Annotated in this window: 19 protein-coding genes and 5 tRNA genes; 20 read left to right on the top strand and 4 right to left on the bottom strand. The window is 60.2% G+C overall.

Features of this window, described 5'->3' with window-relative positions; genetic code table 11:
* The 7 genes from I4W07_RS07540 to typA all read left to right on the top strand — a co-directional run bounded on the left by I4W07_RS07540 (position 1) and on the right by typA (position 3,785).
* Positions 1-77: transfer RNA gene (locus I4W07_RS07540), tRNA-Ile, on the top strand.
* A gap of 67 nt (positions 78-144) precedes the next feature.
* A tRNA-Ala gene (locus I4W07_RS07535) sits at positions 145-220 on the top strand.
* A 4-nt stretch (positions 221-224) separates the two neighbouring features.
* Positions 225-301 (top strand) — tRNA-Ile (locus I4W07_RS07530).
* A gap of 160 nt (positions 302-461) precedes the next feature.
* On the top strand, positions 462-962 hold the full coding sequence (locus tag I4W07_RS07525; RefSeq protein WP_196026176.1) for a bifunctional nuclease family protein: 501 nt from the start codon (positions 462-464) through the stop codon (positions 960-962).
* Between the two features lie 30 nt (positions 963-992).
* Positions 993-1,349 carry a hypothetical protein gene (locus tag I4W07_RS07520; RefSeq protein ID WP_196026174.1) on the top strand — a complete coding sequence of 119 codons (357 nt, stop codon included), beginning with the start codon at positions 993-995 and terminating at the stop codon, positions 1,347-1,349.
* Between the two features lie 30 nt (positions 1,350-1,379).
* Positions 1,380-1,829, top strand: coding sequence for a hypothetical protein (locus I4W07_RS07515; protein ID WP_196026172.1), 450 nt, complete (start codon positions 1,380-1,382; stop codon positions 1,827-1,829).
* Positions 1,830-1,946: 117 nt separating this feature from the next.
* Positions 1,947-3,785, top strand: coding sequence for a translational GTPase TypA (gene typA / locus I4W07_RS07510; protein ID WP_196026169.1), 1,839 nt, complete (start codon positions 1,947-1,949; stop codon positions 3,783-3,785).
* A 135-nt stretch (positions 3,786-3,920) separates the two neighbouring features.
* Here typA and I4W07_RS07505 read toward each other — a convergent pair whose 3' ends face one another.
* Both I4W07_RS07505 and I4W07_RS07500 read right to left on the bottom strand, forming a co-directional pair.
* Complete coding sequence (locus I4W07_RS07505) at positions 3,921-5,066, bottom strand: bactofilin family protein (RefSeq protein ID WP_196026167.1); 1,146 nt, start codon at positions 5,064-5,066, stop codon at positions 3,921-3,923.
* A 107-nt stretch (positions 5,067-5,173) separates the two neighbouring features.
* Positions 5,174-5,863 (bottom strand): trimeric intracellular cation channel family protein, encoded by a 690-nt coding sequence (locus I4W07_RS07500; RefSeq protein WP_230317549.1) that lies wholly within the window; start codon positions 5,861-5,863, stop codon positions 5,174-5,176.
* 304 nt (positions 5,864-6,167) lie between these two features.
* Here I4W07_RS07500 and I4W07_RS07495 point away from each other — a divergent pair, with 304 nt between their 5' ends.
* A complete protein-coding gene (locus I4W07_RS07495; protein WP_196026166.1) occupies positions 6,168-7,175 on the top strand; it encodes a PDDEXK family nuclease in 1,008 nt (335 codons plus the stop codon).
* A gap of 160 nt (positions 7,176-7,335) precedes the next feature.
* Here I4W07_RS07495 and I4W07_RS07490 read toward each other — a convergent pair.
* A tRNA-Ser gene (locus I4W07_RS07490) sits at positions 7,336-7,426 on the bottom strand.
* 48 nt (positions 7,427-7,474) lie between these two features.
* Positions 7,475-7,565, bottom strand: a tRNA-Ser gene (locus tag I4W07_RS07485).
* A 504-nt stretch (positions 7,566-8,069) separates the two neighbouring features.
* On the opposite strand from I4W07_RS07485, the gene rpsF reads away from it, so the two are divergent.
* From rpsF to carB, 12 genes are all read left to right on the top strand, one after another.
* Positions 8,070-8,363 (top strand): 30S ribosomal protein S6, encoded by a 294-nt coding sequence (rpsF, locus tag I4W07_RS07480; protein ID WP_006235831.1) that lies wholly within the window; start codon positions 8,070-8,072, stop codon positions 8,361-8,363.
* Positions 8,364-8,411: 48 nt separating this feature from the next.
* Complete coding sequence (locus tag I4W07_RS07475; RefSeq protein WP_196026164.1) at positions 8,412-8,864, top strand: single-stranded DNA-binding protein; 453 nt, start codon at positions 8,412-8,414, stop codon at positions 8,862-8,864.
* Between the two features lie 72 nt (positions 8,865-8,936).
* Positions 8,937-9,203, top strand: a complete 267-nt coding sequence (gene rpsR, locus I4W07_RS07470) for a 30S ribosomal protein S18 (RefSeq protein ID WP_006235829.1) — start codon at positions 8,937-8,939, stop codon at positions 9,201-9,203.
* A gap of 15 nt (positions 9,204-9,218) precedes the next feature.
* Positions 9,219-9,758 carry a 50S ribosomal protein L9 gene (gene rplI / locus I4W07_RS07465; protein ID WP_022094073.1) on the top strand — a complete coding sequence of 180 codons (540 nt, stop codon included), beginning with the start codon at positions 9,219-9,221 and terminating at the stop codon, positions 9,756-9,758.
* A 218-nt stretch (positions 9,759-9,976) separates the two neighbouring features.
* Complete coding sequence (gene dnaB, locus I4W07_RS07460) at positions 9,977-11,374, top strand: replicative DNA helicase (RefSeq protein WP_196026177.1); 1,398 nt, start codon at positions 9,977-9,979, stop codon at positions 11,372-11,374.
* Between the two features lie 93 nt (positions 11,375-11,467).
* On the top strand, positions 11,468-12,754 hold the full coding sequence (locus I4W07_RS07455; RefSeq protein ID WP_148345680.1) for an adenylosuccinate synthase: 1,287 nt from the start codon (positions 11,468-11,470) through the stop codon (positions 12,752-12,754).
* 118 nt (positions 12,755-12,872) lie between these two features.
* On the top strand, positions 12,873-14,177 hold the full coding sequence (purD, locus tag I4W07_RS07450; RefSeq protein WP_196026162.1) for a phosphoribosylamine--glycine ligase: 1,305 nt from the start codon (positions 12,873-12,875) through the stop codon (positions 14,175-14,177).
* A 21-nt stretch (positions 14,178-14,198) separates the two neighbouring features.
* Entirely contained in the window at positions 14,199-14,894 is a 696-nt protein-coding gene (locus I4W07_RS07445) for an NUDIX domain-containing protein (RefSeq protein WP_175406092.1), read from the top strand.
* A 184-nt stretch (positions 14,895-15,078) separates the two neighbouring features.
* Entirely contained in the window at positions 15,079-16,851 is a 1,773-nt protein-coding gene (locus I4W07_RS07440; RefSeq protein ID WP_196026160.1) for an ABC transporter ATP-binding protein, read from the top strand.
* 19 nt (positions 16,852-16,870) lie between these two features.
* The gene (locus I4W07_RS07435; RefSeq protein WP_196026158.1) at positions 16,871-17,836 is read left to right on the top strand and encodes a hypothetical protein; all 966 of its coding nucleotides are present in this window, start codon (positions 16,871-16,873) and stop codon (positions 17,834-17,836) included.
* Between the two features lie 206 nt (positions 17,837-18,042).
* Positions 18,043-19,488, top strand: a complete 1,446-nt coding sequence (carA, locus tag I4W07_RS07430) for a glutamine-hydrolyzing carbamoyl-phosphate synthase small subunit (RefSeq protein ID WP_196026157.1) — start codon at positions 18,043-18,045, stop codon at positions 19,486-19,488.
* A gap of 1 nt (position 19,489) precedes the next feature.
* On the top strand, positions 19,490-22,804 hold the full coding sequence (gene carB / locus I4W07_RS07425) for a carbamoyl-phosphate synthase large subunit (protein ID WP_196026155.1): 3,315 nt from the start codon (positions 19,490-19,492) through the stop codon (positions 22,802-22,804).
* Positions 22,805-23,283: the final 479 nt, after the last annotated feature.

The raw sequence follows: 23,283 nt of genomic DNA, 5'->3' as shown, positions 1-23,283 counted from the left end.
GGACCTGTAGCTCAGTTGGTTAGAGCGTCCGGCTGATAACCGGGAGGTCACAAGTTCGAATCTTGTCAGGTCCACCACTTTCTTTCGCAATAAACACCCCAGCGAGAGCCGAGTCGCCGCTGGGGTGTTTATTACTGTCTCCGTGGGGGTTTAGCTCAGCTGGGAGAGCGCGGGCTTTGCAAGCCTGAGGTCAGGGGTTCGATCCCCCTAACCTCCACCATGATGGACCTGTAGCTCAGTTGGTTAGAGCGTCCGGCTGATAACCGGGAGGTCACAAGTTCGAATCTTGTCAGGTCCACCATCAAAACCGTGAAGAGCCTCGGGGCAATTGCCTCGGGGCTTTTTTCTTGTCTGCGATAAATCTCATTTTGGTTTTGTGTGCTGGGCGAAAGATTGGGTAGTATAGCTATTCAATGCGGCGACCCTGCCGTGTGTTAACCGCTACGTACCGGAGGTGTTCCATGGTTCGTGTCGACATAGAGACCATCGTCATGGCCGCCGGTCCCGTGCCATCGCTTATCGTGCTTCGTGAGCGCTGCGGCAAGTCGGATTCGCCGGCACCCCTGCGTTCGCTTTCCATTCAGACCGGCTCGTTTGAGGCTGCGGCCATTAGCCGTGGTATCGATAGCGGTCGCGCCGAGCGCCCGATAACGCATGACCTGCTGCTTGACACCGTCGATGCCCTGGGCGCCAAGCTCGAGCGCATCGAGATCGTTCGTGCCGAGCCGCCGGTGTTCTATGCGACGATTGTCGTGCTGGTCGATGGTGACGAGCGCAAGATTGACGCCCGCCCCAGTGACGCCATTGCCCTTGCCGTGCGCAGCAATGCCCCCATGTTCGTGGAGGACGACATCATGAATCGTCTGGGTACCGTTTCTGCCCATGCCGAGGAAGTTGACGACGAGCAGGAGTTCGAGAAGTTCGACGAGTTCGTCCATACGCTCTCCCCCGATGATTTCTAAATGTCTGGCACGCGAGCGGAGAGGTCGCTGATGGGTACCCGCGTATCAGCTGAAGCGGCCGCCATCGCGCGTGAGGCCCAGATGCGCTCGGAGGCATCCGAGGCGGCTCGCATCGCCTATGTGACGCAGGCCCGCACGCTTCGCGAGCGCCGCGGCTCCTATATCAAGATGGTTATCATCTCCGCCCTTGTCGCGGTAATCTGTTCTCGTCTTCGTGGTACAGTTGGTGCGCTTGGGTTTTCGATTTCAACAGGCTTGGTAATCTGGGGTGTGGTCGATGCAGTCATGCTGACCAACCAGATCAAGGTACTCGACAAGCGCGCGATGGATATGATGCGCGCCCGCGACGCTGCCGCCAAGATCGCTGCCGAGGCACAAGAACTGTAACGACGCCGGATTCGATGGGAAGGTCTAGAGATGGCACAGGATACGCAGGATGCCGGTAACGTCTCCGCCGAGCTCGACGCCATGGTGTGTGACCTGATTGGCGCGTTCTTGGACGACCTTGCCGCCGGCGAGAATCCGGGCGTAGTTGTGGCGATCGAGGACGCTGCTTCCAACCGCTATCTGGCCGCGCTCGACGAGGATGGCGAGGAGGCGTGTCTCGAGGCCGCCACCAACTTTATCTCCGAGCACAAGATGGGTCTTAAGGACGAGGGCCTGGGCCGCATCGCCCGCTATGCCATCGGCTACACCGGCTGTGTCGAGATTGACGGTGGCTATCACGACGCTCTGCTCGTGAGCTTCTTTGAGACGACGCTCGAGAGCGGCTTTTCGGCATATGTGCTGTATGAGGGCATGGGCGCCGGCGATGGTTTTATGTGGAGCGACCCTGAACCTGCAGGTGAGGAAACCCCTCTCATCTAAAATCGCTAAAATAAACGAGTTTTCGGTAAAAGGCTCAATATTCCCGCTGAGCGTTGTGTTGCTGGGCGGGCCGCATACGTGTGCCGTTTGTATATGGATAGAAGATAGGGGAACTACATGCGCGTAGACAATCTGAGGAACATCGCCATCATCGCCCACGTCGACCACGGCAAGACGACGATGGTCGATAAGCTCCTGCGTGCCACGGACGCCTTCCGTGCCAACCAGCAAGTCGAGGACCGCGTCCTGGACTCTAACGACCAGGAGCGCGAGCGCGGCATCACGATTCTCGCCAAGAACATCTCTATCGAGTACAAGGACGTCAAGATCAACGTCATCGACACCCCGGGCCACGCCGACTTTGGCGGCGAGGTCGAGCGCGTGCTGCGTATGGCCGACGGCGCCCTGCTGCTGGTCGATGCCTTTGAGGGTCCCATGCCCCAGACCCGCTTCGTGCTGCGTCACGCTATCGACACCGGCCTCAAGATCATGATCGTCATCAACAAGATCGATCGTCCAGGTGCCAACCCCGAGAAGGCCTACAACGACTGCCTGGACCTTATGGCCGACCTGGGCGCCACCGACGACCAGCTTGAGTTCGCCATGGAGCACGTGGTCTATGCCAGCGCCATGAATGGCTTTGCCCGCCTTGACCCCAACGACGGCAACATGGACATGTATCCGCTGCTCGATATGATCATCGACGACATGCCCGCGCCCGAGGTTGACGAGAATGCCCCGCTGGCCATGCAGTGCGTGACCATCGACCACTCCAACTTCGTTGGCCGCATCGGTATCGGTCGCGTGTACTCCGGCGCCATTCACCAGGGCGATCAGATTCTGGTCGTGAAGAACGACGGCTCCAGCGCCACCGCTACCGTCAAGCAGCTCTTTACCTTCGACTACCTGGGCCGCACCGAGTGCCAGGAAGTCGGCGCCGGCGATATCGCCGCCGTCGTGGGTATTGACCGCACCGATATCGGCGATGTCTACACCGACCCCGAGAACCCCGTCGAGCTCGAGCCCATCGAGATCGACCCGCCGACCCTGTCCATCGTCTTTGAGGCTTCGACCTCCCCGCTCGTCGGCCGTGACGGCGACATCGTGGGCGCCCGTCAGCTTAAGGAGCGCCTGTTCAACGAGGCCGAGAACAACGTGACCATGAAGATCGAGGAGCTCGAGGACAAGAGCGGCGTCGAGGTCTCTGGCCGCGGCATTCTGCACCTGTCCGTCCTGATGGAGTCCATGCGCCGCGAGGGCTTTGAGTTCCAGGTCGGTCGTCCCCGCGTTCTGTTTAAGAAGGACGAGAACGGTAACAAGCTGGAGCCTGTCGAGCAGGCCGTCGTCGAGTGCCCGGACGAGTACTCGGGCAAGGTCGTCGAGGTCTTCGGTACCTCCGGTGGCATCATGACGAGCATGGACACCTCGGGCATCGTGACCCATCTTGAGTTCAAGATCCCGACCCGCGGCATCATGGGCCTTAAGAACCGCATCATGAACGTCACTCACGGCGAGGGCGTGTTCTACCACACCTTCCTGGAGTATGGCCCCTACGCCGGCGAGATCGGTAACCGTCAGAACGGCGCCATGATCTCCATGACCACCGAGAAGGCCGTTGCCTACGCTCTGGGTACGCTGCAGGAGCGCGGCCAGCTGTTCGTTGAGCCGGGCACCGAGTGCTACGAGGGCATGATCGTGGGCGAGCGCAGCAAGGCCGGCGACATGGTCGTCAACATCGCCCGTACCAAGAACCTGGGCAACCAGCGTTCCTCGACCTCCGATATCTCCGTCCAGCTGGTGCCGCCCCGCACCTTCTCGCTGGAGGAGGCGCTGGAGTACATCGCCGATGACGAGCTGGTCGAGATCACTCCCAAGAACATCCGCCTGCGCAAGCGTCTGCTCAACGCCACCGACCGCAAGAAGGCTGCCGTCCGCGCCGGCCAGGTCAACAAATAAGCGCTGGGGCTTATAACCGCCAACAAGAAAGGGCGTCGACCGCAATGGTCGGCGCCCTTTTTGGTGCACAGGGATTGAGTTGGTCTGCACCCCCCCCCGCAAAGGTGCCTGTCCCCTTTGCGGGGGGGTCGATGGCTAGGCGGTGGGGAGTCCTGGCGTGTTAGCCGGCTGCTGCGGTTTGAGGTGGGCGTTGCGCCAGATGATTTGGATGATGTAGCCGAGTGTAAAGACGAAGGCCACGCCGCTGATGAAATCACCTATGAGGGGGATTGCCGTAAGCGCGCCCGCGGCGATGCCACCTACGGCCGCCATGGCGTAGCGGTTTTGGCTGTGTCCGATCATGCGGGCGATCGCGCACCCCGCAAAGGCACTCGACACCAATGCGATGCCGATAACGCCGCACAAGAGGGTTCCGGCAAGCGACAGACCAGCGATAGAGATAATCAACAGTAGGACGGCGGGGGCGATAGCAATCGTGCCCAGGAGACCGCTCACCCACAGGGGCGTGGGGCGCTGGTGGAGCATGCCAGCGGCGCCGGCGGTCGCGCGCGGAAAGACGAGCTCGAGCAGCAGGGCGACAAAGCAGGTCGAGAGTGCCGCGGCGACGATGCCGCCGATGACATCGTTAACGGTGGAAGTATCCTCGTTCTCGGTGCGGTCGATCTTGAGCGCGCCGACCTCGGCTCCCGCGGCGCGCTCGGGGTCCTCGGAGACGTGCGCGTTCACGGTGCCGGTGATGTGGGCGTTTTTGCCCAGGACGAGCTTGTCGGCCCAAACCTCAACATCGCCCTCGACGGTGCCATCGATAGTCACCGTATCGCCCGCAAGCGCTGCCGACTTGGTAGAGCCGCGCAGGGCAACCGTCTCGCCTATCGCATAGAAACAGTTGGCGGTGCTGTCGGAATTGAGTACGACATGCTGGCCGGCAACGGTCACGCTGCCATCAACCGTAGTCTTGGCAATGTCGATGGTGCGCGCCGCAAGACGAATGGCGCCGCCCACCGTGCAGTCGCGGATGGAGAGGCTCTCGCCTGCTGCAATTATGTCGCGGCCGATGGACGCATCGTCCAAGTTGAGGGCCTGACCTGCCCAGTACAGGTCACCTTCGACGCCGGACGAATTGGCATCATTGTCGGTCGCAAGTACGTTGCCTGCGGTGTCCGTGCCGGCGAACGACGCCGTGGGAAGTGCAGTGAGCGCGAGCGCGATGAGCGCGAATGCCATAAGCAGGCAGCGACGCATCTTGTGTGACGGCGCCGCCGCGGTTTGATTGAAAGCCATAGTTGATCCTTTTGTTAGGTGTTCGGCATATACCTAACAGGGTACCCAACGCGAGGACGCTCTAAAAGAACCTCTCGGTTGCATTTCGAAGGATGAGCCCGCGCCACCTACTTTTTGCGGTGCAAAAAGCGTGCGATGTCTTCCTCAGTGGGGCTTTTGATGTCAAAGCGCAGTGAGAGCCAGCGCAGACCCATGGTCACGACAACGCATACGACCAACGCGACGACATTGCTGACCAAGCCACTCATAACGAGGCTTACATAGCTTGCCGATCCGGCGATGGCCGCGATGGCATAAAAGTTAGTGCGTTGGAAAATGCCCGGAACCACGCCCATAAAACCGTCGCGCAGCATGCCTCCGCCCACCGCGGTAAAAAAGCCCATCATGATGCACACCGCCGGCGCAAAGCCGTAGACCAGCGCCTTGTCTGCTCCAGTGGCGGCGTAGATACCGACCGAGATGATGTCGAGCAGGGGAATGAGTTTTTCGGGTTTGTCGACGATTGCCGGGAAAATATAGATGATGGCTGCCGTGGCAATGGAAAGCGGGAGTGCCATCGGCTGGTTGAGGATGTAGACGTTGCCCACCTGCAGCGTCATATCGCGCAAAAGACCGCCGCCCAGACCGCAGACCACCGCGAGCGCGACCGCGCCCACCAGGTCGAGCTTGTGCTCGCGCGCAACCAGCACACCCGAGATCGATGCAGCGACAACAGCGAACATCTCGAGCCAAAACGGAATAGCGACCATGGCATCCGATGCATGCGAGCTAATGGTCATAGCGGCGACGACGGGCAAGATGGGGTCCTTTGAGTTACGGGTTTAGACAATGCCCGTACATAGTACATGTTCGGCGCCGATTGCGACCCTATTGCTCGGCAAACGGTCGGGACTGGATGCGGGCGTGGCGTTACTGGAATGCCAAGGGTCCAAAACATGTACGTCAGCCTCCAAAAACGACATTTTCCGACATCTTTGGAGGCTGACGTACATGTTTGGATTGAGCTCACAGCATGAGTGAGTTGATTTACTCACATCCGGTATATTTCCCCACTTCAACGGACATAAGAGTTGGATACCGGCTCAGAGCGAGAGGCCCTCAATGGATACCCCTGTTCTCATTTCGCATAAAACCGCATGGCTTGTCCATCATGCACCCCAGAATTTGGTTCAGTCTCTTGCGCGGCACGACTACCAGATAGGCGCACAAGGCATCTCCACCCAGCAACGTGTTGCGCGCATACGACAGGCCCTTACCGACTGCGGCATTCCGTCCGATATGCTTAAGACTATCGATATCGCGGTTGTATTCGAATTTGAGCGAATTCGTACCAAAGGCGTCGTTTGCCACATTCTTGGACAAAATCTTCCCTACGAGCATATTAACGAGTTGACGCCCGGAATCTTCATCACCGACGAAGCCTTCGCCTTCGTGCTCGCTGCCGAGTGGATGGATAGGATCGAATATCTCGAATATGGCTATGAAGTTTGCGGCGATTATCGCATGAGGCTCAATCCCGCCGACCCTTATACCGAGCAACCAGCCACCACCTCCAAGGATGAAATAACCGAACTGCTCGATCGGCACCCCGGCAAACCCGGTGCCACACGTGCACGGCTCGCGCTCAGGCACATCTACGATCGCTCGGCCTCGCCTATGGAGACCGCTTCGGCAATCGCCCTCTCGCTCCCAACAAGCGAAGGCGGCGTTGGCATCCGAGGTGTCGAACTCAACAAACCGCTCGAGATCCCTCAACGTCTCTGGCATTGCGCCAAAGCTCGAACGCTCAAAATCGATGCGCTCGTGACCTATAAGCGCAGGGCGCTCGGTATCGAATATAAGGGCGGTTTTCACGATGAGCTCGAGCGCAAGGGAGCAGATGCGGAGCGAGAGGCCGTTCTCTCCCAAATGGGATATCGAATCGTTACGCTCACTTCGGCTCAGTTCGGCAGCCAGCTCGCCTTTCACCGCGCCATGAACAACATTCGCGAAGCACTCGGCATGCCTCGCTGTACCGACACCGGGTACCAGAGAAAACAAAACGAACTACGCAAGGCACTTATCCGCAACTGGAAAAGCATACGAGACGAGGAGGCACCTTCCGAATAGCGCCGCTCCCGTGAGCTCAATCCAAACGTGTACGTCAGCCTCCAAAGATGTCGAAAAATGTCGTTTTTTGAGGCTGACGTACATGTTTGGGGAAGCGTGGGATCGAGACGTATTTCGATAACAAAAAAGCTCCCATTCCCGGGAGCTTTCTCAACCAAAATGGCGGAGGAGGAGGGATTCGAACCCTCGTGACCTTATACAGGCCAAACGGTTTTCGAGACCGCCGCATTCAACCACTCTGCCACCCCTCCGCGTGGGGTAAAAACAAAGCAGGCTCGAAGGCCTGCTTTGGAATTAACTGGCGGAGAGTCAGGGATTTGAACCCTGGAGACGCTTTTGACGCCTACACGATTTCCAATCGTGCTCCTTCGGCCACTCGGACAACTCTCCGTTAAATGCGAAAGTCAGTATACACGAGGAATCGCAAAGTGCAAACAGAAAAGTTGGCATTTTTTAAAACGCTTGGCCGCGTTTGGCGTTGCAGCGGGGTTTGAGATGCCAAAAAACGGCTTCCGACCAGCGTAGTTGATCAACTCAATTGTTCAAAAGGGGTATTTATAAGCGATTTGGCAATGAATTTAAAAATCTTTGGGTGGTGCTGTGGGCCACTGGTATGCGTTTTGTGACCACAACCATGCGCCCGTTGACCTGCGACTTGGCTCAGCTTGTCCTCACGGCACCGTATCTTGTCCACAGATCCGTCAAGCTTTTGGTCAGCATTTGGTTGGAATGCGCATGAAACGTCGTGCGAGTATGGGCATATGTGGAGGTCATGAGGTTGTAGCTGCATATTCTTGCAGCCTAGGAGGTTGAAAGATATTATTACCAAGTCTTTTCCTGCTTCAGGCGCACCTTCACGACCTGAAGCCACATTTGCCCAGAGGAGGTGACAATATGAAGGCTTATGAACTGCTGTTCTTTGTTGACCCGTCGCTCGACCCCGAGACTCGTCTCGCTGTTATGAAGCGTATCGATACCACGATCGCTGAGGGCGCTGGCAAGGTCGACTCCGTTGACGAGTGGGGCAAGCGCAAGCTCGCCTACGAGATCAACGACCTCACCGATGGTGACTACACCCTCATCAACTTCCACGCAGATCCTACCCAGATCGCCGAGCTTGATCGCGTCCTGCGCATCACCGACGCTGTGGTCCGCCACATGATCGTCCGTCGCGACGACCAGGAGTAAGACTGTCGTTTTGGACTGGGCTTGTGCCCCAAGAGGAAGTAGTGAGTTATGAGCATCAATCGAGTGAACATCACCGGTAACCTCACGCGTGATCCCGAGCTGCGCGCCACCGCCGGCGGAACCCAGGTTCTGTCTTTTGGCGTCGCCGTGAACGATCGTCGCCGCAACCCGCAGACTGGCGAGTGGGAGGACTATCCCAACTTTGTCGACTGCACTATGTTCGGCACGCGCGCCGAGGCCGTGAGCCGTTTCCTGGCAAAGGGAAACAAGGTCGCGATCGAGGGCAAGCTGCGCTACAGCTCTTGGGAGCGCGACGGCCAGCGCCGGAGCAAGCTTGAGGTCATCGTCGATGAGATCGAGTTTATGAGCTCCCGTGGTGGCCAGAGTGGCTACGATCAGGGCGGTTACGCCCCCGCAGCTCCCGCGCCCGCAGCACGTCCTGCCGCGCCGGTGGCTACGCCGCCCGCGGTCGACGTCTACGATGAGGACATCCCGTTCTAAGGGTTGTTCACCTATTTTTGAGTGAGAGGCGGCTTCGGTTCGCCGAAGTTGCCAAATGAAAGGTATTTTGACATGGCTAATGATTTTTCTGCACGTCAGCCGCGTCGTAAGTACTGCCAGTTCTGCAAGGAGAACACTGAGTTCATCGACTATAAGGACACTCAGCTTCTCCGTAAGTACATGACCGACCGTGGCAAGATCAAGCCCCGTCGCGTCACTGGCGCTTGCACGCAGCATCAGCATGACATCGCCAACGCCATCAAGCGCGCCCGCGAGATGGCTCTCCTGCCGTACACCGTCCCCGTGGTTTCCTCTCGTGGCAACCGCGACCGCGGCTAAGAAGGGAGACGCATCATGAAGGTTATTCTTCTCGATGAGATCAAGGGCAAGGGCGGCGAGGGTGACGTCGTAGAGGTCGCTCAGGGTTACGCTGAGAACTTCCTGTTCCCCAAGAAGCTCGCTGTTGCCGCCACCAAGGGCAACCTCAAGCAGCTTGACGAGCGTCGCAACAACATCGCCAAGCGCGAGGCCGTCCGTCTGGCTACCGCCAACGAGACCAAGGCTGCCTTCGAGGGCAAGACGGTCACCGTTGACGTCAAGGTCGGCGACGAGGGCATCCTCTTTGGCTCCGTTACCGCCGCTATGATCGCTGACGCCATCAAGGCTCAGCTCGGTATGGACATCGACCGCAAGCGCGTCGAGCTCGGTAAGCCCATCAAGGTTGCCGGTGCCCACACCGTTGCCATCTCGCTGTACCGCGAGATCAAGGCCGAGGTTGTCGTTCTCGTCGGCGTTACCGCCGAGGAGCTCGCTGCCGAGGCTGAGGTCGAGGAGGCCGCTGAGGTCGCCGAGGCCGAGACCGCCGAGGTCGAGACTGAGGCTGCTGCCGAGTAGCATTTGCTGCAACGCAACAATCTTGTTCTAAGAAGGGCGCTCTGGGAAACCAGGGCGCCCTTTTGTTTTTTGCGCTGAGTGAGTGTCATGGTGAACGTTGCGTCGAAGTCCTATATACAGGACCGTTCATCCGTTTGGTTCGGTGATGATTGGCCGCACACGGCGCGTTTTGGGACCGTGGCTGATACTATGGATGCTCGCAAGCGATATGAATGAGGATGCTCATGGCATATGACGATAGGGAGACCGGGCTGACGGTTGAGGACCGCGGCTCAAAGTTGGGTCTTCCCCAAAACCAAGATGCAGAGGCCAATGTACTGGCCGCTATGCTGCTATCGCCCGAGGTGGTCGAAGAAGCCCAGGTCGAGCTGCAGCCCGATGACTTCTACCGGCCCATTCATAAGACCATCTATACCGCGATGGTCGATATGTACAACAGCCGCATCCCCATCGACTCCATCTCGCTAATCGATTACCTGCGAAGCATCAACAAGCTCGATACCGTGGGCGGCGAGGCGTACATTTTGGAGCTGATGGGTCAGACCCTGTCGCTCGTCAACTGGCAGCACCATGCCGCCATCGTTCGCCGCGATTCGATGCTGCGTGAGCTGATCGGCGCCACCAACGAGATCAACGCGCTGGCATATAACGCCCCCACCGACACCAAAGAGGTCGTGGAGCTAGCCGAGAGCAAGCTGCTCAAGGTTACGGCACGCGAGGTCAAGTCGAGCTACAAGACGTTGACCGAGTTTATGGTCGAGGCCTATAACGAGGCCGAGGAAGTGTGCCAGGCCGGTGGCCAGGCTGCGGGCGTGCCCACCGGCTTTCCGTCACTCGACCGTATGCTCATGGGCTTCCGCGAGGGCCAGCTCATCATTATCGGTGCCCGTCCTGCTGTAGGTAAGACATCGTTCGCCCTGAATCTGGCGCTCAACGCTGCCGCTGCTGGTTATACCGTCGGCTTCTTCTCGCTGGAGATGTCGGGCAAGGAAATTGCCCAGCGTCTGATTTGCGCCTACGCCATGATCTCGATCAGTGACTTCCGCATGGGCCGCATTAGCCCCGAGCAGTGGGCCAATATCAACGAGGCCACGCAGACCTTGTCCAAGCTCGATATTCTGATTGACGATACGCCCGGCACCACAGTGACCGAGATTCGCGCCAAGAGCCGCCGCATGCTCCATAACAAGGAGAAGGCAATCATCATCCTGGACTACCTGCAGCTGGTGAGTCCTCCGCCGGGACGCCGCTCCGAGAGCCGTACCGTCGAGGTTTCGGAGATGTCGCGTGGTCTGAAGATCATGGCCAAGGAGCTCAAGATCCCGCTCATCGCGCTGTCGCAGCTTTCGCGTCAGGTCGAATCCCGTACCGGCAAGCGCCCGCAGCTTTCCGACCTTCGTGAATCGGGCTCCATCGAGCAGGACGCCGATATCGTTATGTTCTTGGACCGCTCCGCCGACGAGGCCGAAGCCTCGCGCGACGATCGACCCGACGAGGGCGTTACGCGTATCGTCGTGGCCAAGAACCGTTCGGGCCCGATCGGCGACGTCGACCTGATGTTCCTGCCGGCATCCACCAAGTTCTATGAGCTTGATGGGGCACATGCCGAGGAGTAGGACAGGCGCCCGTTGCACGGGTATACTGGGAATGTTTTGTGCTTCTGCGTGCCGGCGTGGCGCGTAGACAGTCCATGAATGTAAGGAGTAAACATGCCGTCAACCGTTTTGGTCGGTGCCCAGTGGGGCGATGAGGGCAAAGGTAAGATTTGCGACCTGGTCGCCGGCGACTTCGATGCCGTCGTGCGCTACTCGGGAGGCAACAACGCCGGTCACACCATCGTCGTCAACGGCAAGAAGTACGGCCTGCACCAGGTGCCCTCCGGCATCATGTATTCCGACCACGTGTCGGTGATCGGTAACGGCTGCGTCGTCAACCCCAAGGTTGTCCTTGAGGAGATTGACATGTTCGAGGCCGACGGCATCACCACCAAGAACCTCAAGATTAGCGGCAACGCGCATGTCATCATGCCGTACCACATCGATCTGGATGGCGCCTTTGAGCAGAAACTCGGCAAGAAGAACATCGGTACCACCAAGCGCGGCATCGGTCCGTGCTATCAGGACAAGATGGCCCGCATTGGCCTGCGCATGCAGGACATGCTGGACGAGGCACTGTTCCGCGACAAGCTGGAGACCGCTCTCGCCCGCGTGAACCCCGAGCTCGAGCTCATCTACAACCTGCCCACCTACACCGTGGACCAGATTTGCGACGAGTACCTGCCGATGGCCGAGCGCCTGCGTCCCTACATCACCGAGACGAGCCTGCTGCTCAACAACATGATCGATGAGGGCAAGGACCTGCTGTTTGAGGGCGCCCAGGCGACGCTGCTCGACATCGACCACGGTACCTATCCGTACGTGACGTCTTCCAACTGCACCGCCGGCGGCGCCATCACCGGCTCCGGCGTCGGTATGAAGAACGTCGACCGCGTGCTGGGCGTCATGAAGGCCTATATCACCCGCGTCGGTTCGGGCCCCATGCCCACCGAGCTTTCCTATGAGTCCGAGGCCGGTCACACGCTGACCGAGGAGGGCTACGAGTACGGCGTGACCACCGGTCGCCGTCGTCGCTGCGGCTGGTTCGACGGCCCCATCGCCAACTACGCCTCGCGCGTCAACGGCCTCACCGATATCGCCATGACCAAGCTCGACGTGCTTTCGGCTTTCGACACCATTAAGGTGTGCGTGGCCTACGACGTCGATGGCGAGCGCTACACGAGCGTGCCCGAGCATCAGGTGCGCTTTGAGCATGCCAAGCCCATCTACGAGGAGCTCCCCGGCTGGAAGTGCGATATCACCGGTTGCCGCAGCTTTGACGAGCTGCCGCAAGAGGCTCAGGACTACGTGGCGTTTATCGAGGATCTGGCACACACCCGCGTGACGTTCATTGGCGTTGGCGCCGGTCGCGAGCAGATCATCAACCGATTCTGGAAGTAATCGGGACTATTTGGTTATTGCGATATACCCCTTTGCAGCCCGGACGGGCGGCCGAGGGGTATATTTGCTTGCAAAGGGCTCGCGCGGAGCGAGCCGTTCATCCATAGAGGAGGCACCCTTGAAGGCGGACACTCAAACCATCGACATCCTGTTGTTGGGCAGCGGCGGCCGTGAGCATGCTTTGGCAGCTAAGCTCGCAGCATCACCGCGCGCCGGCAAGCTCTACATTGCGCCGGGTAACGGCGGCACCGCGAGCTGCGGCGAGAACGTTGTTCTCGACGACTGCGATCCTGCGGCCGTGGCGGCGTTTGCGCAGAGCCACGGATGCGGACTCGTGGTAATTGGCCCCGAGGCTCCGCTCGTGGCGGGCGTGGCCGACGCCGTGCGCGCGGCGGGTATTCCCTGCTTTGGCCCGGGTGCCGAGGGCGCCCAGATGGAGGGCTCCAAGCTGTTCTCCAAGCAGCTCATGGAGCGCGCCGGTATCCCTACGGCGGCCTACGGCTCGTTTACCGACGAGGCTTCGGCTCTTGCCTACGTGCGCGAGCAGGGCGCCCCGCTGGTCGTCAAGGCCGACGGCCTTGCCGCGGGCAAGGGCGTTATCGTGGCAACCGAGCTTGCGCAGGCCGAGGAGGCCGTGCGCGAGTGTTTTGGCGGCACCTTTGGCGATGCCGGCAACACCGTGGTTATCGAGGAGATGCTCGTTGGCCCCGAGTGCTCGCTGCTGGCCTTTACCGACGGCAAGACCGTTCGCCCCATGGCCACCTCGCAGGACCACAAGCGCGCGCTCGAGGGCGACAAGGGCCCCAACACCGGTGGCATGGGCGTCTACAGCCCGGTGCCCATCGTGACTGACGAGGAGCACGCCACGATGGTGAAGGTCATGGAGCAGACCGTGGCCGAGCTCGCTGTCGAGGGTATCGACTACCGCGGCTGCCTGTACGGCGGCTTTATGCTCACGCCTGCCGGCCCCAAGGTGCTGGAGTTCAATGCCCGCTTTGGCGACCCCGAGACGCAGGTCGTGCTGCCGCGCCTTAAGAACGACCTGGTCGAGGTCATGCTGGCTTGTGCCAACTGCGAGCTCGATCAGATTGAGCTCGACTGGCGTGACGAGTGGGCCGTGGCCGTTGTCCTGACGAGCGCGGGCTATCCCGGCAGCTACGAGAAGGGCAAGGTCATCACCGGTATCGCCGATGCCGAGGCCATGGAGAACGTGACCGTGTACCACGCGGGCACCGCCGTGGTGGACGGCCAGCTCGTGACCAATGGTGGCCGCGTGCTTGCCGTGACCGCTCTGGGCGACACGTTCGAGAACGCTCGCAACCTTGCCTACGAGGCCTGCGAGAAGATTGATTTTGAGGGCAAGACCCTGCGTCACGACATCGGCCTGCGCGCGCTGCGCGGCCGCGACGCCTGGGATGCCTAAAATCCGAGAGGAATGAGACGGATGGACGAGAAGAACGAAGAGCTCGTGGACGCGCAGATCGTCGAAGAGGACAGCCGCATGTATGGGCACGCCGAGGGCGAGCCTGGTGGCGAGGTCGCTGACGAGCCGGCACTGGTGCTGGGCGACGACGACCCGCACGATGCCGAGCTGCACGAGAAGATTCTTTCGGAGGAGTGCGCCTGGAAGGGCAAGATTCTCGACGTCCACCGTCTTGAGGTTGAGCTGCCCAACGGTCACCGCAGCGCCCGCGATATCGTTCGCCATCCGGGTGCGGCGGCCGTTGTGGCACTGACCGAGAGCGGCAAGATCGTACTGGTGCGTCAGTACCGCACCGCCATCGACCGCGTGACGGTCGAGATTCCTGCCGGCAAGCTCGACCCGGGCGAGGACCCGCTCGATTGCGCCAAGCGCGAACTGCATGAGGAGACGGGCTTTAAGGCTGGTCGTATTCGCTTTTTGACGTCGATTGTCACGTCCTGCGGTTTTTGCGATGAGATCATCCACATCTACTTGGCTACCAAGCTCGAGTTTGATGCGCCCAACCCCGATGATGACGAGTTTGTCAACGTGGACCTGGTGCCGCTGCACGAGCTGATCGACGCCGTGCTCGACGGCAAGATCGAAGACGCCAAGACCGTCGTAGGCGCGCTTGCCTGCGACAGCATCGCGCACCGACTAGGCGGGGCCGAGCTTTAACGAGCGGGGATGATCCCGCAGGTTTGTGTAAGTCAGCGAAAGTGCTCCATTTGAGACAAGGTGGCCTAAAAGAGGAGGGAAGCGTATGGATATACGCGACCGACGATTGAAGGCCAGATTGTCCAAATGGAGCACTTGCAGCGTCGAGACGAAACGCGGTTTGGTAAAACCGCGTAAGGTGATTATGCTGAAGAGGTTTTTGTCTTATTACAAGCCCCAGATGGGGCTTTTTGTTGCTGATACTGTTTGTGCTCTGGTGCTTGCCGCCATTGACCTGGCGTTCCCCATTATTCTGCGCAATTTGACCGGTGGGCTATTTACTCAGGGTCAGGCTGCCATTATGCAGGCGCTCGGCATGATCGCGGTGGGCTTGGTGCTGATGTATGCCGTCCGCTGCGCCTGCCGCTATTTTGTGAGCTATTGGGGTCACGTGATGGGCGCGCGTATGGAGTCCAAAATGCGCGAGGACCTGTTCGACCAGTATGAGCGCTTTAGCTTTGCATACTTCGACCGCAACAGCTCGGGCGACATGATGAGCCGCGTGGTCAACGACCTGTTCGATATCTGCGAGGCGGCGCACCACGTGCCCGAGTGGATCATCATCTGCGGCATCGAGATCATCGGCTCATTTGTGATCCTCTTTACCATTGCCCCGGTGCTGGCGCTCGCCATGGCCGTGGTGACGGCGGCGTTTGCGGTCATCATGTTTTGGCAGAACATGCGCATGCGCGAGGTCTTTAGCGACAACCGCAAAAAAATCAGCGGCATCAATGCGCAGCTGCAGGATTCGCTGGCGGGCATGCGTGTGGTCAAGAGCTTTGCCAATGAGGAGACCGAACGCTTCAAGTTCCGCGCCTCAAACAATCGCTATCTTTCGTCCAAGGAGAACATGTATCACGCCATGGGCGTCTATACCGCGACGTATGGCCTGCTCTCGGGTGTGCTCTATGTGATCGTGGTGCTGCTGGGCGGCTGGCTGGTCGCCCAGGGACAGCTGCAGGCGGTCGATATGGCGACCTTTGCACTCTATATTTCGCTGTTCTGCACGCCGCTTGAGACGCTCGTCAATTCGGCCGAAACGTATCAGAAGGCTATCGCCGGCTTTAAGCGTATGGACGAGGTGCTCTCGACCGCGCCGGATATCCAGGACAAGCCGGGCGCCACGGATCTGCAGGTGACTGCCGGCGCCGTGGAGTATCACGACGTGTGCTTTAACTACGAGGACGTTGAGCTGGGCGAGGGCGATGCCGACGAGCGTCCCGTTATCGACCATATGGATCTGTCCATCAAGCCCGGGCAGACCATCGCTTTGGTTGGCCCTTCGGGCGGTGGCAAGTCCACGACCTGTTCGCTGTTGCCGCGCTTTTATGACGTGGCTGCCGGATCCATTAGCATCGACGGCCAGGACGTGCGTGATGTGACGCAGCAGAGCCTGCGTCGCGCCATCGGCCTGGTGCAGCAGGATGTCTATCTGTTTGACGGTACGATTGGCGAGAACATCGCCTACGGCAAGCCGGGCGCTACGGCGGAAGAGATCGCCGAGGCGGCCCGTCGCGCCAACATCGATGCCTTTATCGAGTCGCTTCCACAGGGCTATGACACGGTCGTGGGCGAGCGCGGCAGCCGTCTTTCGGGCGGACAGAAGCAGCGCGTTGCCATCGCGCGCGTGTTTCTCAAGAACCCCAAGATCCTGATTTTGGACGAGGCGACGAGTGCTTTGGATAACGAGAGCGAGGAGGCGGTGCAGGCGTCGCTCGAAGAGCTGGCACGCGGCCGCACCACGATTATCATCGCCCACCGCCTTTCTACCATTAAGCATGCCGATGAGATTGCGACCGTTGAGCATGGTCGCGTTGTGGAGCGTGGCACGCACGAGGAGCTTCTCGCCCGTGGCGGCACCTATGCCCGTTACTATCGAATGCAGTTCGAAGGTGCGCGTGCGCACGAGCTCGACTGATTGATATGACAGGAAGTTTATGGCTGACAAGAACCCTTTGACTCCGGAAGAAGTGACGGAGTTATTCTCCGAAATCGATGCATCCGGCGTCTTGGATCCGACGCTTGCCAAAAAGCGAACTGAGCGCATGCGTGAGAAGGAGGTCGCGGCCAAGCGCGGTGACAAAGCGGCGCTAGCGCAGCTGCGCAGCGAGGACCGCGCGAGCCAGGCAAAACATATCGACCCGCTGTCCGAGGACGATCCTTCGGGCTCGCAGGTGAGCCATACCATTACGAAGACCGCGATGGCCGTGGTCATCGGTATTTTGGTGCTGATCGTGGGCATGCAGATCGGCTACGGCGTGATGCGCCGTCTGAATACCGCCAACCTGTCCGAGAGCGTTTCGGTCGATACCGTTTCGACCGCGCTCAAGGGTGGACTTGAATGGGGCAACGGCTTTACGCAGTTCCCGCTCGACTTTACCGTCGATGAAGCCGATGAACGCACGGGCACGGTCGAGGTGACGGTGTTGGACACATCGTCTGCCAACGAGCTCGAGCTGCTGTCCAACGGGCAGATTCAGGCCGCGGCGCTTGCGACCAACGCGTTGCTCAACGATAAGATCGACCGCGTGGTGTATAACGTTCACGCCTATATCGACGAGGATAGCAACATTCAGCACGATTCCTTCTTTGGCATGTTCCCCGCGCGCGGCCACCAGAGCGCCATTTTGACGTTCGTGTGGACCAAGAGCTCATCCAACGCCACGAGTATCGACTGGAAGATGCGCATCGTGAGTATGGATGACACCATCGCCGAGCGCATTCAGAAGCAGGTGAACTCGGTGTCGTCGTTGATTGAGGACCCGGTGGTGAGCCAGACCAAGATTGACGAGGAAAAGGACGAACGTGACCTGGAACATCGTCTGCATGGCCGCGAGATTTTCCGCGGCGGCAAGCCCGATCGCACACCGTCCGAACTGCTGGAGCAGGACAAGAAAAAATAAGACGCCATCATCCCGCGTGAGCCACAAGCCCCGCGGGATGATTTTTCTGGGACGGGGATTAAAAAACATTATGCATAGAAAGTCATAATTATCATTTCGTAAACATTTCGATGAAATTAACGCCATGAGGCATGCTTGCGGTTACAATACCGCGAGGCCTAACTACACACCTTTAAGCCGGTCCTGTGAGACCGGGAAGGAGAATTATGGCGAACAACCATACCGCGGGCGCTGCCGCCCGCACCTTCGCGCCCAGCGAGCTTTGCCAGCGTATGCTGGCCAAAACCAGCAAGGGCACCTGCGGTCCCTGCATCCTGTATCTTGAGGATGGGACCATTTTTTATGGACGTGCATGCGGCGCCGAGGGCACCGCGACCGGCGAAGTTTGCTTCAACACCTCGCTCGAGGGCTACTTTGAGGTCATGACCGACCCGAGTTATGCCGGCCAAATCGTAACCATGACCTATCCGCAGATCGGCAACTACGGTATCGACGAGACCGACGTCCAGTCGGCCTTCCCCGGCGACGCCGTGCGCCCTGCGAGCGCTCCGGCCATGCGCGGCATGATCGTTCGCGACATGTGCGCCACGCCTTCTAACTGGCGCTCGGCCGTCAGCGTGCCGGAGTACCTGCGCGCTCACGGCATCGTCGCTATCGAGGGTGTCGACACTCGCGCCCTGGTGCGCCACCTGCGCGACAATGGTTCCAAGATGGGCATTATTTCGACCGAGATCTTCGACGTCGACGAGCTTGCCGAGCGTCTGGCCGCTGCGCCCACGCTGGTAGGCGAGAACCTGGTCAAGACCGTAAGTTGCCCCGTACCTCACGAGTTTGTGGCCGCCGACCTGCCTGCCACGCATGACTTTGCGCTTACGGCTGCCGCTCCTGCCCGTCACAAAGTGGTCGCCTACGACTGCGGTGTGAAGCGCGGCATTCTGGAGGGTCTGGTCCGCGCCGGCTGCGACCTTACCGTCGTGCCGTGGGATACGCCCGCGAGTGAGGTGCTCGACATGAATCCCGACGGTGTCTTTTTGTCCAATGGTCCCGGCGACCCCGACGCCGTGGTGGAGACCTACGAGCAGGTGCAGCAGCTGATCGGCAAGGTGCCGGTCTTTGGTATTTGTCTTGGTCACCAGATGATCAGCCTGGCCTGCGGCGCTCAGATGGAAAAGCTTAAGTTCGGTCACCGCGGTGGCAACCAGCCGGTCATGAACCTGGTAAGCCGTCGCGTGGAGATTACCGCGCAAAACCATGGCTTTGGTCTGCTGTTCCCCAGCTTGGGCAAGCTTGTCCCCGAGCTTTCCGGCGGCGAGACCGAGCATGCGGCCGATGGGGATCTGCGCGTCTGGGTGCGCCGCGGCATCGCGCCAGTCGTGATGAACGAGCGCTTCGGCCGCATTCGCCTGACGCATGTGAACCTCAACGACGGCACCGCCGAGGGCATCCAGCTGCTCGACGCGCCGTGCTTCTCGGTGCAGTACCACCCCGAGGCCTCGCCCGGACCCACCGATGCCCACTATCTCTTTACTGCCTTTACGCTACTCATGGACGGCGAGGAGAACTACCTGGACATCGACACCGCGAAGGACCGCCTGCAGGGCTGGAACTTTGCCGACAATGGTTCCGCTGCGACCGAGACCGAGGAGAACTAACATGCCGAAACGTACTGACATCAAGCGTATCCTCGTCATTGGCTCGGGCCCCATTGTCATTGGCCAGGCCTGTGAGTTTGACTACTCCGGCGCCCAGGCCTGCAAGGTGCTCAAGGAGGATGGCTTTGAGGTCATCCTGGTCAACTCCAACCCGGCGACCATCATGACCGACCCGGGTCTTGCCGACCGAACCTATGTCGAGCCCATCACCGCTGAGTTTATCGAGCGCGTAATCAAGAAAGAGCGCCCGGACGCGCTGCTGCCCACGCTGGGCGGCCAGACCGGTCTGAACGCCGCCGTCGAGCTGGCGAAAGACGGCACGCTCGACAAGTATGGCGTCGAGATGATTGGCTGCGACCTGGCCGCTATCGAGCGCGGCGAGGACCGCAAGCTCTTTAACGAGGCCATGGCCGAGATTGGCCTGGAGGTCGCGCGCTCGGGCTATGCCTACAGCGTGGCCGACGCCGAGGCTATCGCCGAGCGCGTGGGCTATCCCTGCGTACTGCGCCCGAGCTTTACCCTCGGCGGCGCCGGCGGCGGCATCGCTCACACCCACGAGGAGCTCGTCTCCATCGTGAGCCAGGGCTTGGAGCTTTCGCCCGCCCACGAGGTGCTGGTCGAGGAATCCATCGAGGGCTGGAAAGAGTATGAGATGGAGGTCATGCGTGACCACGCCGGCAACGGCATCATCGTGTGCTCCATCGAGAATCTCGACCCCATGGGCGTGCATACCGGCGACTCCATCACCGTGGCGCCGGCGCAGACGCTCTCCGACCTTGAGTATCAGCGCATGCGCGTGGCCTCGCTCGCCATTCTGGAGAAGATCGGCGTCGAGACCGGTGGCTCCAACGTGCAGTTTGCCGTGAACCCCAACACCGGTCGCTTGATCGTCATCGAGATGAACCCGCGCGTGAGCCGTTCGTCCGCGCTGGCCTCCAAGGCCACGGGTTTTCCCATCGCTAAGGCCGCCGCGCGCCTGGCTGTGGGCTATACGCTCGACGAAATCGTCAACGACATCACCAAGGCCACGCCCGCCTGCTTTGAGCCCACGATCGACTACTGCGTCGTTAAGGTGCCGCGCTTTGCCTTTGAGAAGTTCAAGGGTACCGACCCCACGCTCACCACGCGCATGAAGGCCGTAGGCGAGATCATGGCGATCGGCCGCACCTTTGAGGAGGCCTTCGGCAAGGCCATGCGCTCGCTGGAGGACGGCCATCAGGGCATTTGCGCCGGTGGCAAGGAGGGTGCCGACAAGCTGAGCGACGACGAGCTCGCCCAGGCTGTGGCCACCCCGACCGAGCACCGCATTTTCTTTGTGGTCGAAGCCCTGCGCCGCGGCTGGGACATCGCGCGTATCCACGCTATTTGCGGTATCGATCCGTGGTACCTCAACCGTATCAACGACATGGTGCAGGTTCAGGAGAGCATCCGCGGCCTGCGTGTGGAGGATATCGACGCCGACGCGATGCGCTTGCTCAAGCAGTACGGCACGAGCGACGCCGAGATCGCCGCGCTGACCGGCTCGGACGAGCGCTTTGTGCGCGCCTATCGCAAGGGTCTGGGCGTGGTTCCCAGCATGAAGACGGTCGATACCTGCGCTGCGGAGTTCTCGAGCGCCACGGAGTACCACTACAAGACGTACGAGAACATCTACCGCACGAGCCCGGATGCCAAGAAGTGCGTGGCTCCCGACGAGACCACGCCGGCGGACAAGCCCAAGGCGATGATCCTGGGCGCCGGCCCCAACCGCATTGGTCAGGGTATCGAGTTCGATTACTGCTGCGTGCACGCGAGCTACGCGCTGGCGGCCCGCGGCTTTGAGACCATCATGGTCAACTGCAACCCCGAGACCGTCTCGACTGACTACGATACCTCGGACCGCCTGTACTTTGAGCCGCTCACCTACGAGGACGTTATGGACGTCATCGATGTTGAGCGTCCCGACGGCGTCGTGGTGACGCTCGGCGGCCAGACCCCGCTTAAGCTGGCGCGCATGCTCGAGGAGAGTGGCGTGAACATTATGGGCACCAAGCCCGACGCCATCGACTTTGCCGAGGACCGCGAGCGCTTCGCCGCCCTGCTCGACAAGCTGGGCATCATGTACCCGCCGGCGGGCCAGGCCACGTCGTTTGAGGAGGCCGAGGCCGTGGCCGCGCACATCGGCTACCCGCTGCTGGTGCGTCCGAGCTACGTGCTGGGCGGCCGCGGCATGATGATCGCCTACGATGCCGAGCATCTGCGCGATTACATGGCCGAGGCTGCGCGCATTAGCCCCGACTACCCGGTGTATCTGGACCGCTTCCTGGAGGGTGCGATCGAGTCCGACGTCGACGCCCTGTGCGACGGCGAGGAGGTCTACATCGGCGGTATCCTGGAGCATATCGAGGAGGCCGGTATTCACTCCGGCGACTCTGCGACCTGCATCCCGCCGTTCAGCTTTAGCGAGAGCCTGCAGGCGAAGCTCCGCGAGACCACGCGCCGCATCGCGATGGCGCTGGGCGTGCGCGGCCTGGTCAACGTACAGTACGCCATCAAGGGCGAGACCGTCTACGTGATCGAGGCCAACCCGCGTGCCAGCCGTACCGTGCCGTTTATCTCCAAGGCCACCGGCGTGCCGCTGGCCAAGTGCGCGGCGCGTATCATGGCGGGCGATTCTATCGCCAGCCTGGGCCTGCCGAGCGACGAGCGTCAGCTCGATTGGTTCTGCATGAAGGAAGCCGTCATGCCCTGGGGCCGTTTCCCGGGAGCCGACGTTATCCTGGGACCCGAGATGAAGTCGACGGGCGAGGTCATGGGTATCGCCAAGAGCTATCCCGAGGCATATGCCAAGACGCAGCTGGCGATCGACTACAAGCTGCCCGATCCGAGCTGTGGCAAGGTGTTCATCAGCGTGTGCGACCGCGACAAGCGCCATATCCTTTCGGTCGCCCGTATCCTGCGCTACCTGGGCTTTGATATCTGCTCCACCGAGGGTACGGCGCGCGTGCTGCGCGGCGGCAACGTGACGTGCGAAGTCGTGGAGAAGATCAGCGGCCCGCACGACGGCGAGCGTCCCAACATCGGCGACCTCATCGCCGATGGCAAGATTGCGGTAATCATCAACACGCCGTACGGTCCGGGCTCGCGTGGCGATGGCTACATGCTACGTACCGAGGCCGTGCGTCGCGGCGTGACCTGCGTGACGGCGATGTCTGCCGCCAACACCTACGTGAGCGCCATCGAGGCGGTGCGCGAGGACCAGCAGGGTCACGGCAGCGCCAACGACATGGGCATGGACGTCATCGCCCTGCAGGACCTGCCGCAGCACACGGTGTAGTTGACCTGTCCGGCCGGGGCGGGAGGGGCCGAGATTTCCCCCTTTCGCTCCGGCTGCAAGCAGAGTCGTTCAGGAGGAAACTCGGCCCCTCCCGCCCCGGCCTACGGTGACTCGGTTGCATCGTGTGCTGCCGAAGGGGCTTTGCGCGATGACTGGGGATGAATAAAAAGTGAGTGTGGGCTCTGTCGTTCATTCGGACGACAGAGCCCACATTTTGTATGGGGCCTTCAGGTGAATTGCAATCATATGAAGGCCTTTTACCAAGGGAGAGATATGTCTTTGGACAGTTAGTTCAGATTTGTATTTCTCAAAGAGCAGAAGTCGGTTAATTTAGGCTCAATTGAACTGTTTTCGCTTTCCTAATGAGGCAGATATGCTTACTTAAGGGCGGAAAAGGCTTATCGCTGGGTCCCAGTGACTCAAAAACCGAGATGATTAAGCAAAAGCCACTGCCAAAAAAATACAAATCTGAACTAACT

The organism is Collinsella aerofaciens (genome assembly GCF_015670745.1).
Taxonomy (GTDB): Bacteria; Actinomycetota; Coriobacteriia; order Coriobacteriales; family Coriobacteriaceae; genus Collinsella; species Collinsella aerofaciens_T.
This window is presented reverse-complemented; position numbering and strand designations above follow the sequence as displayed.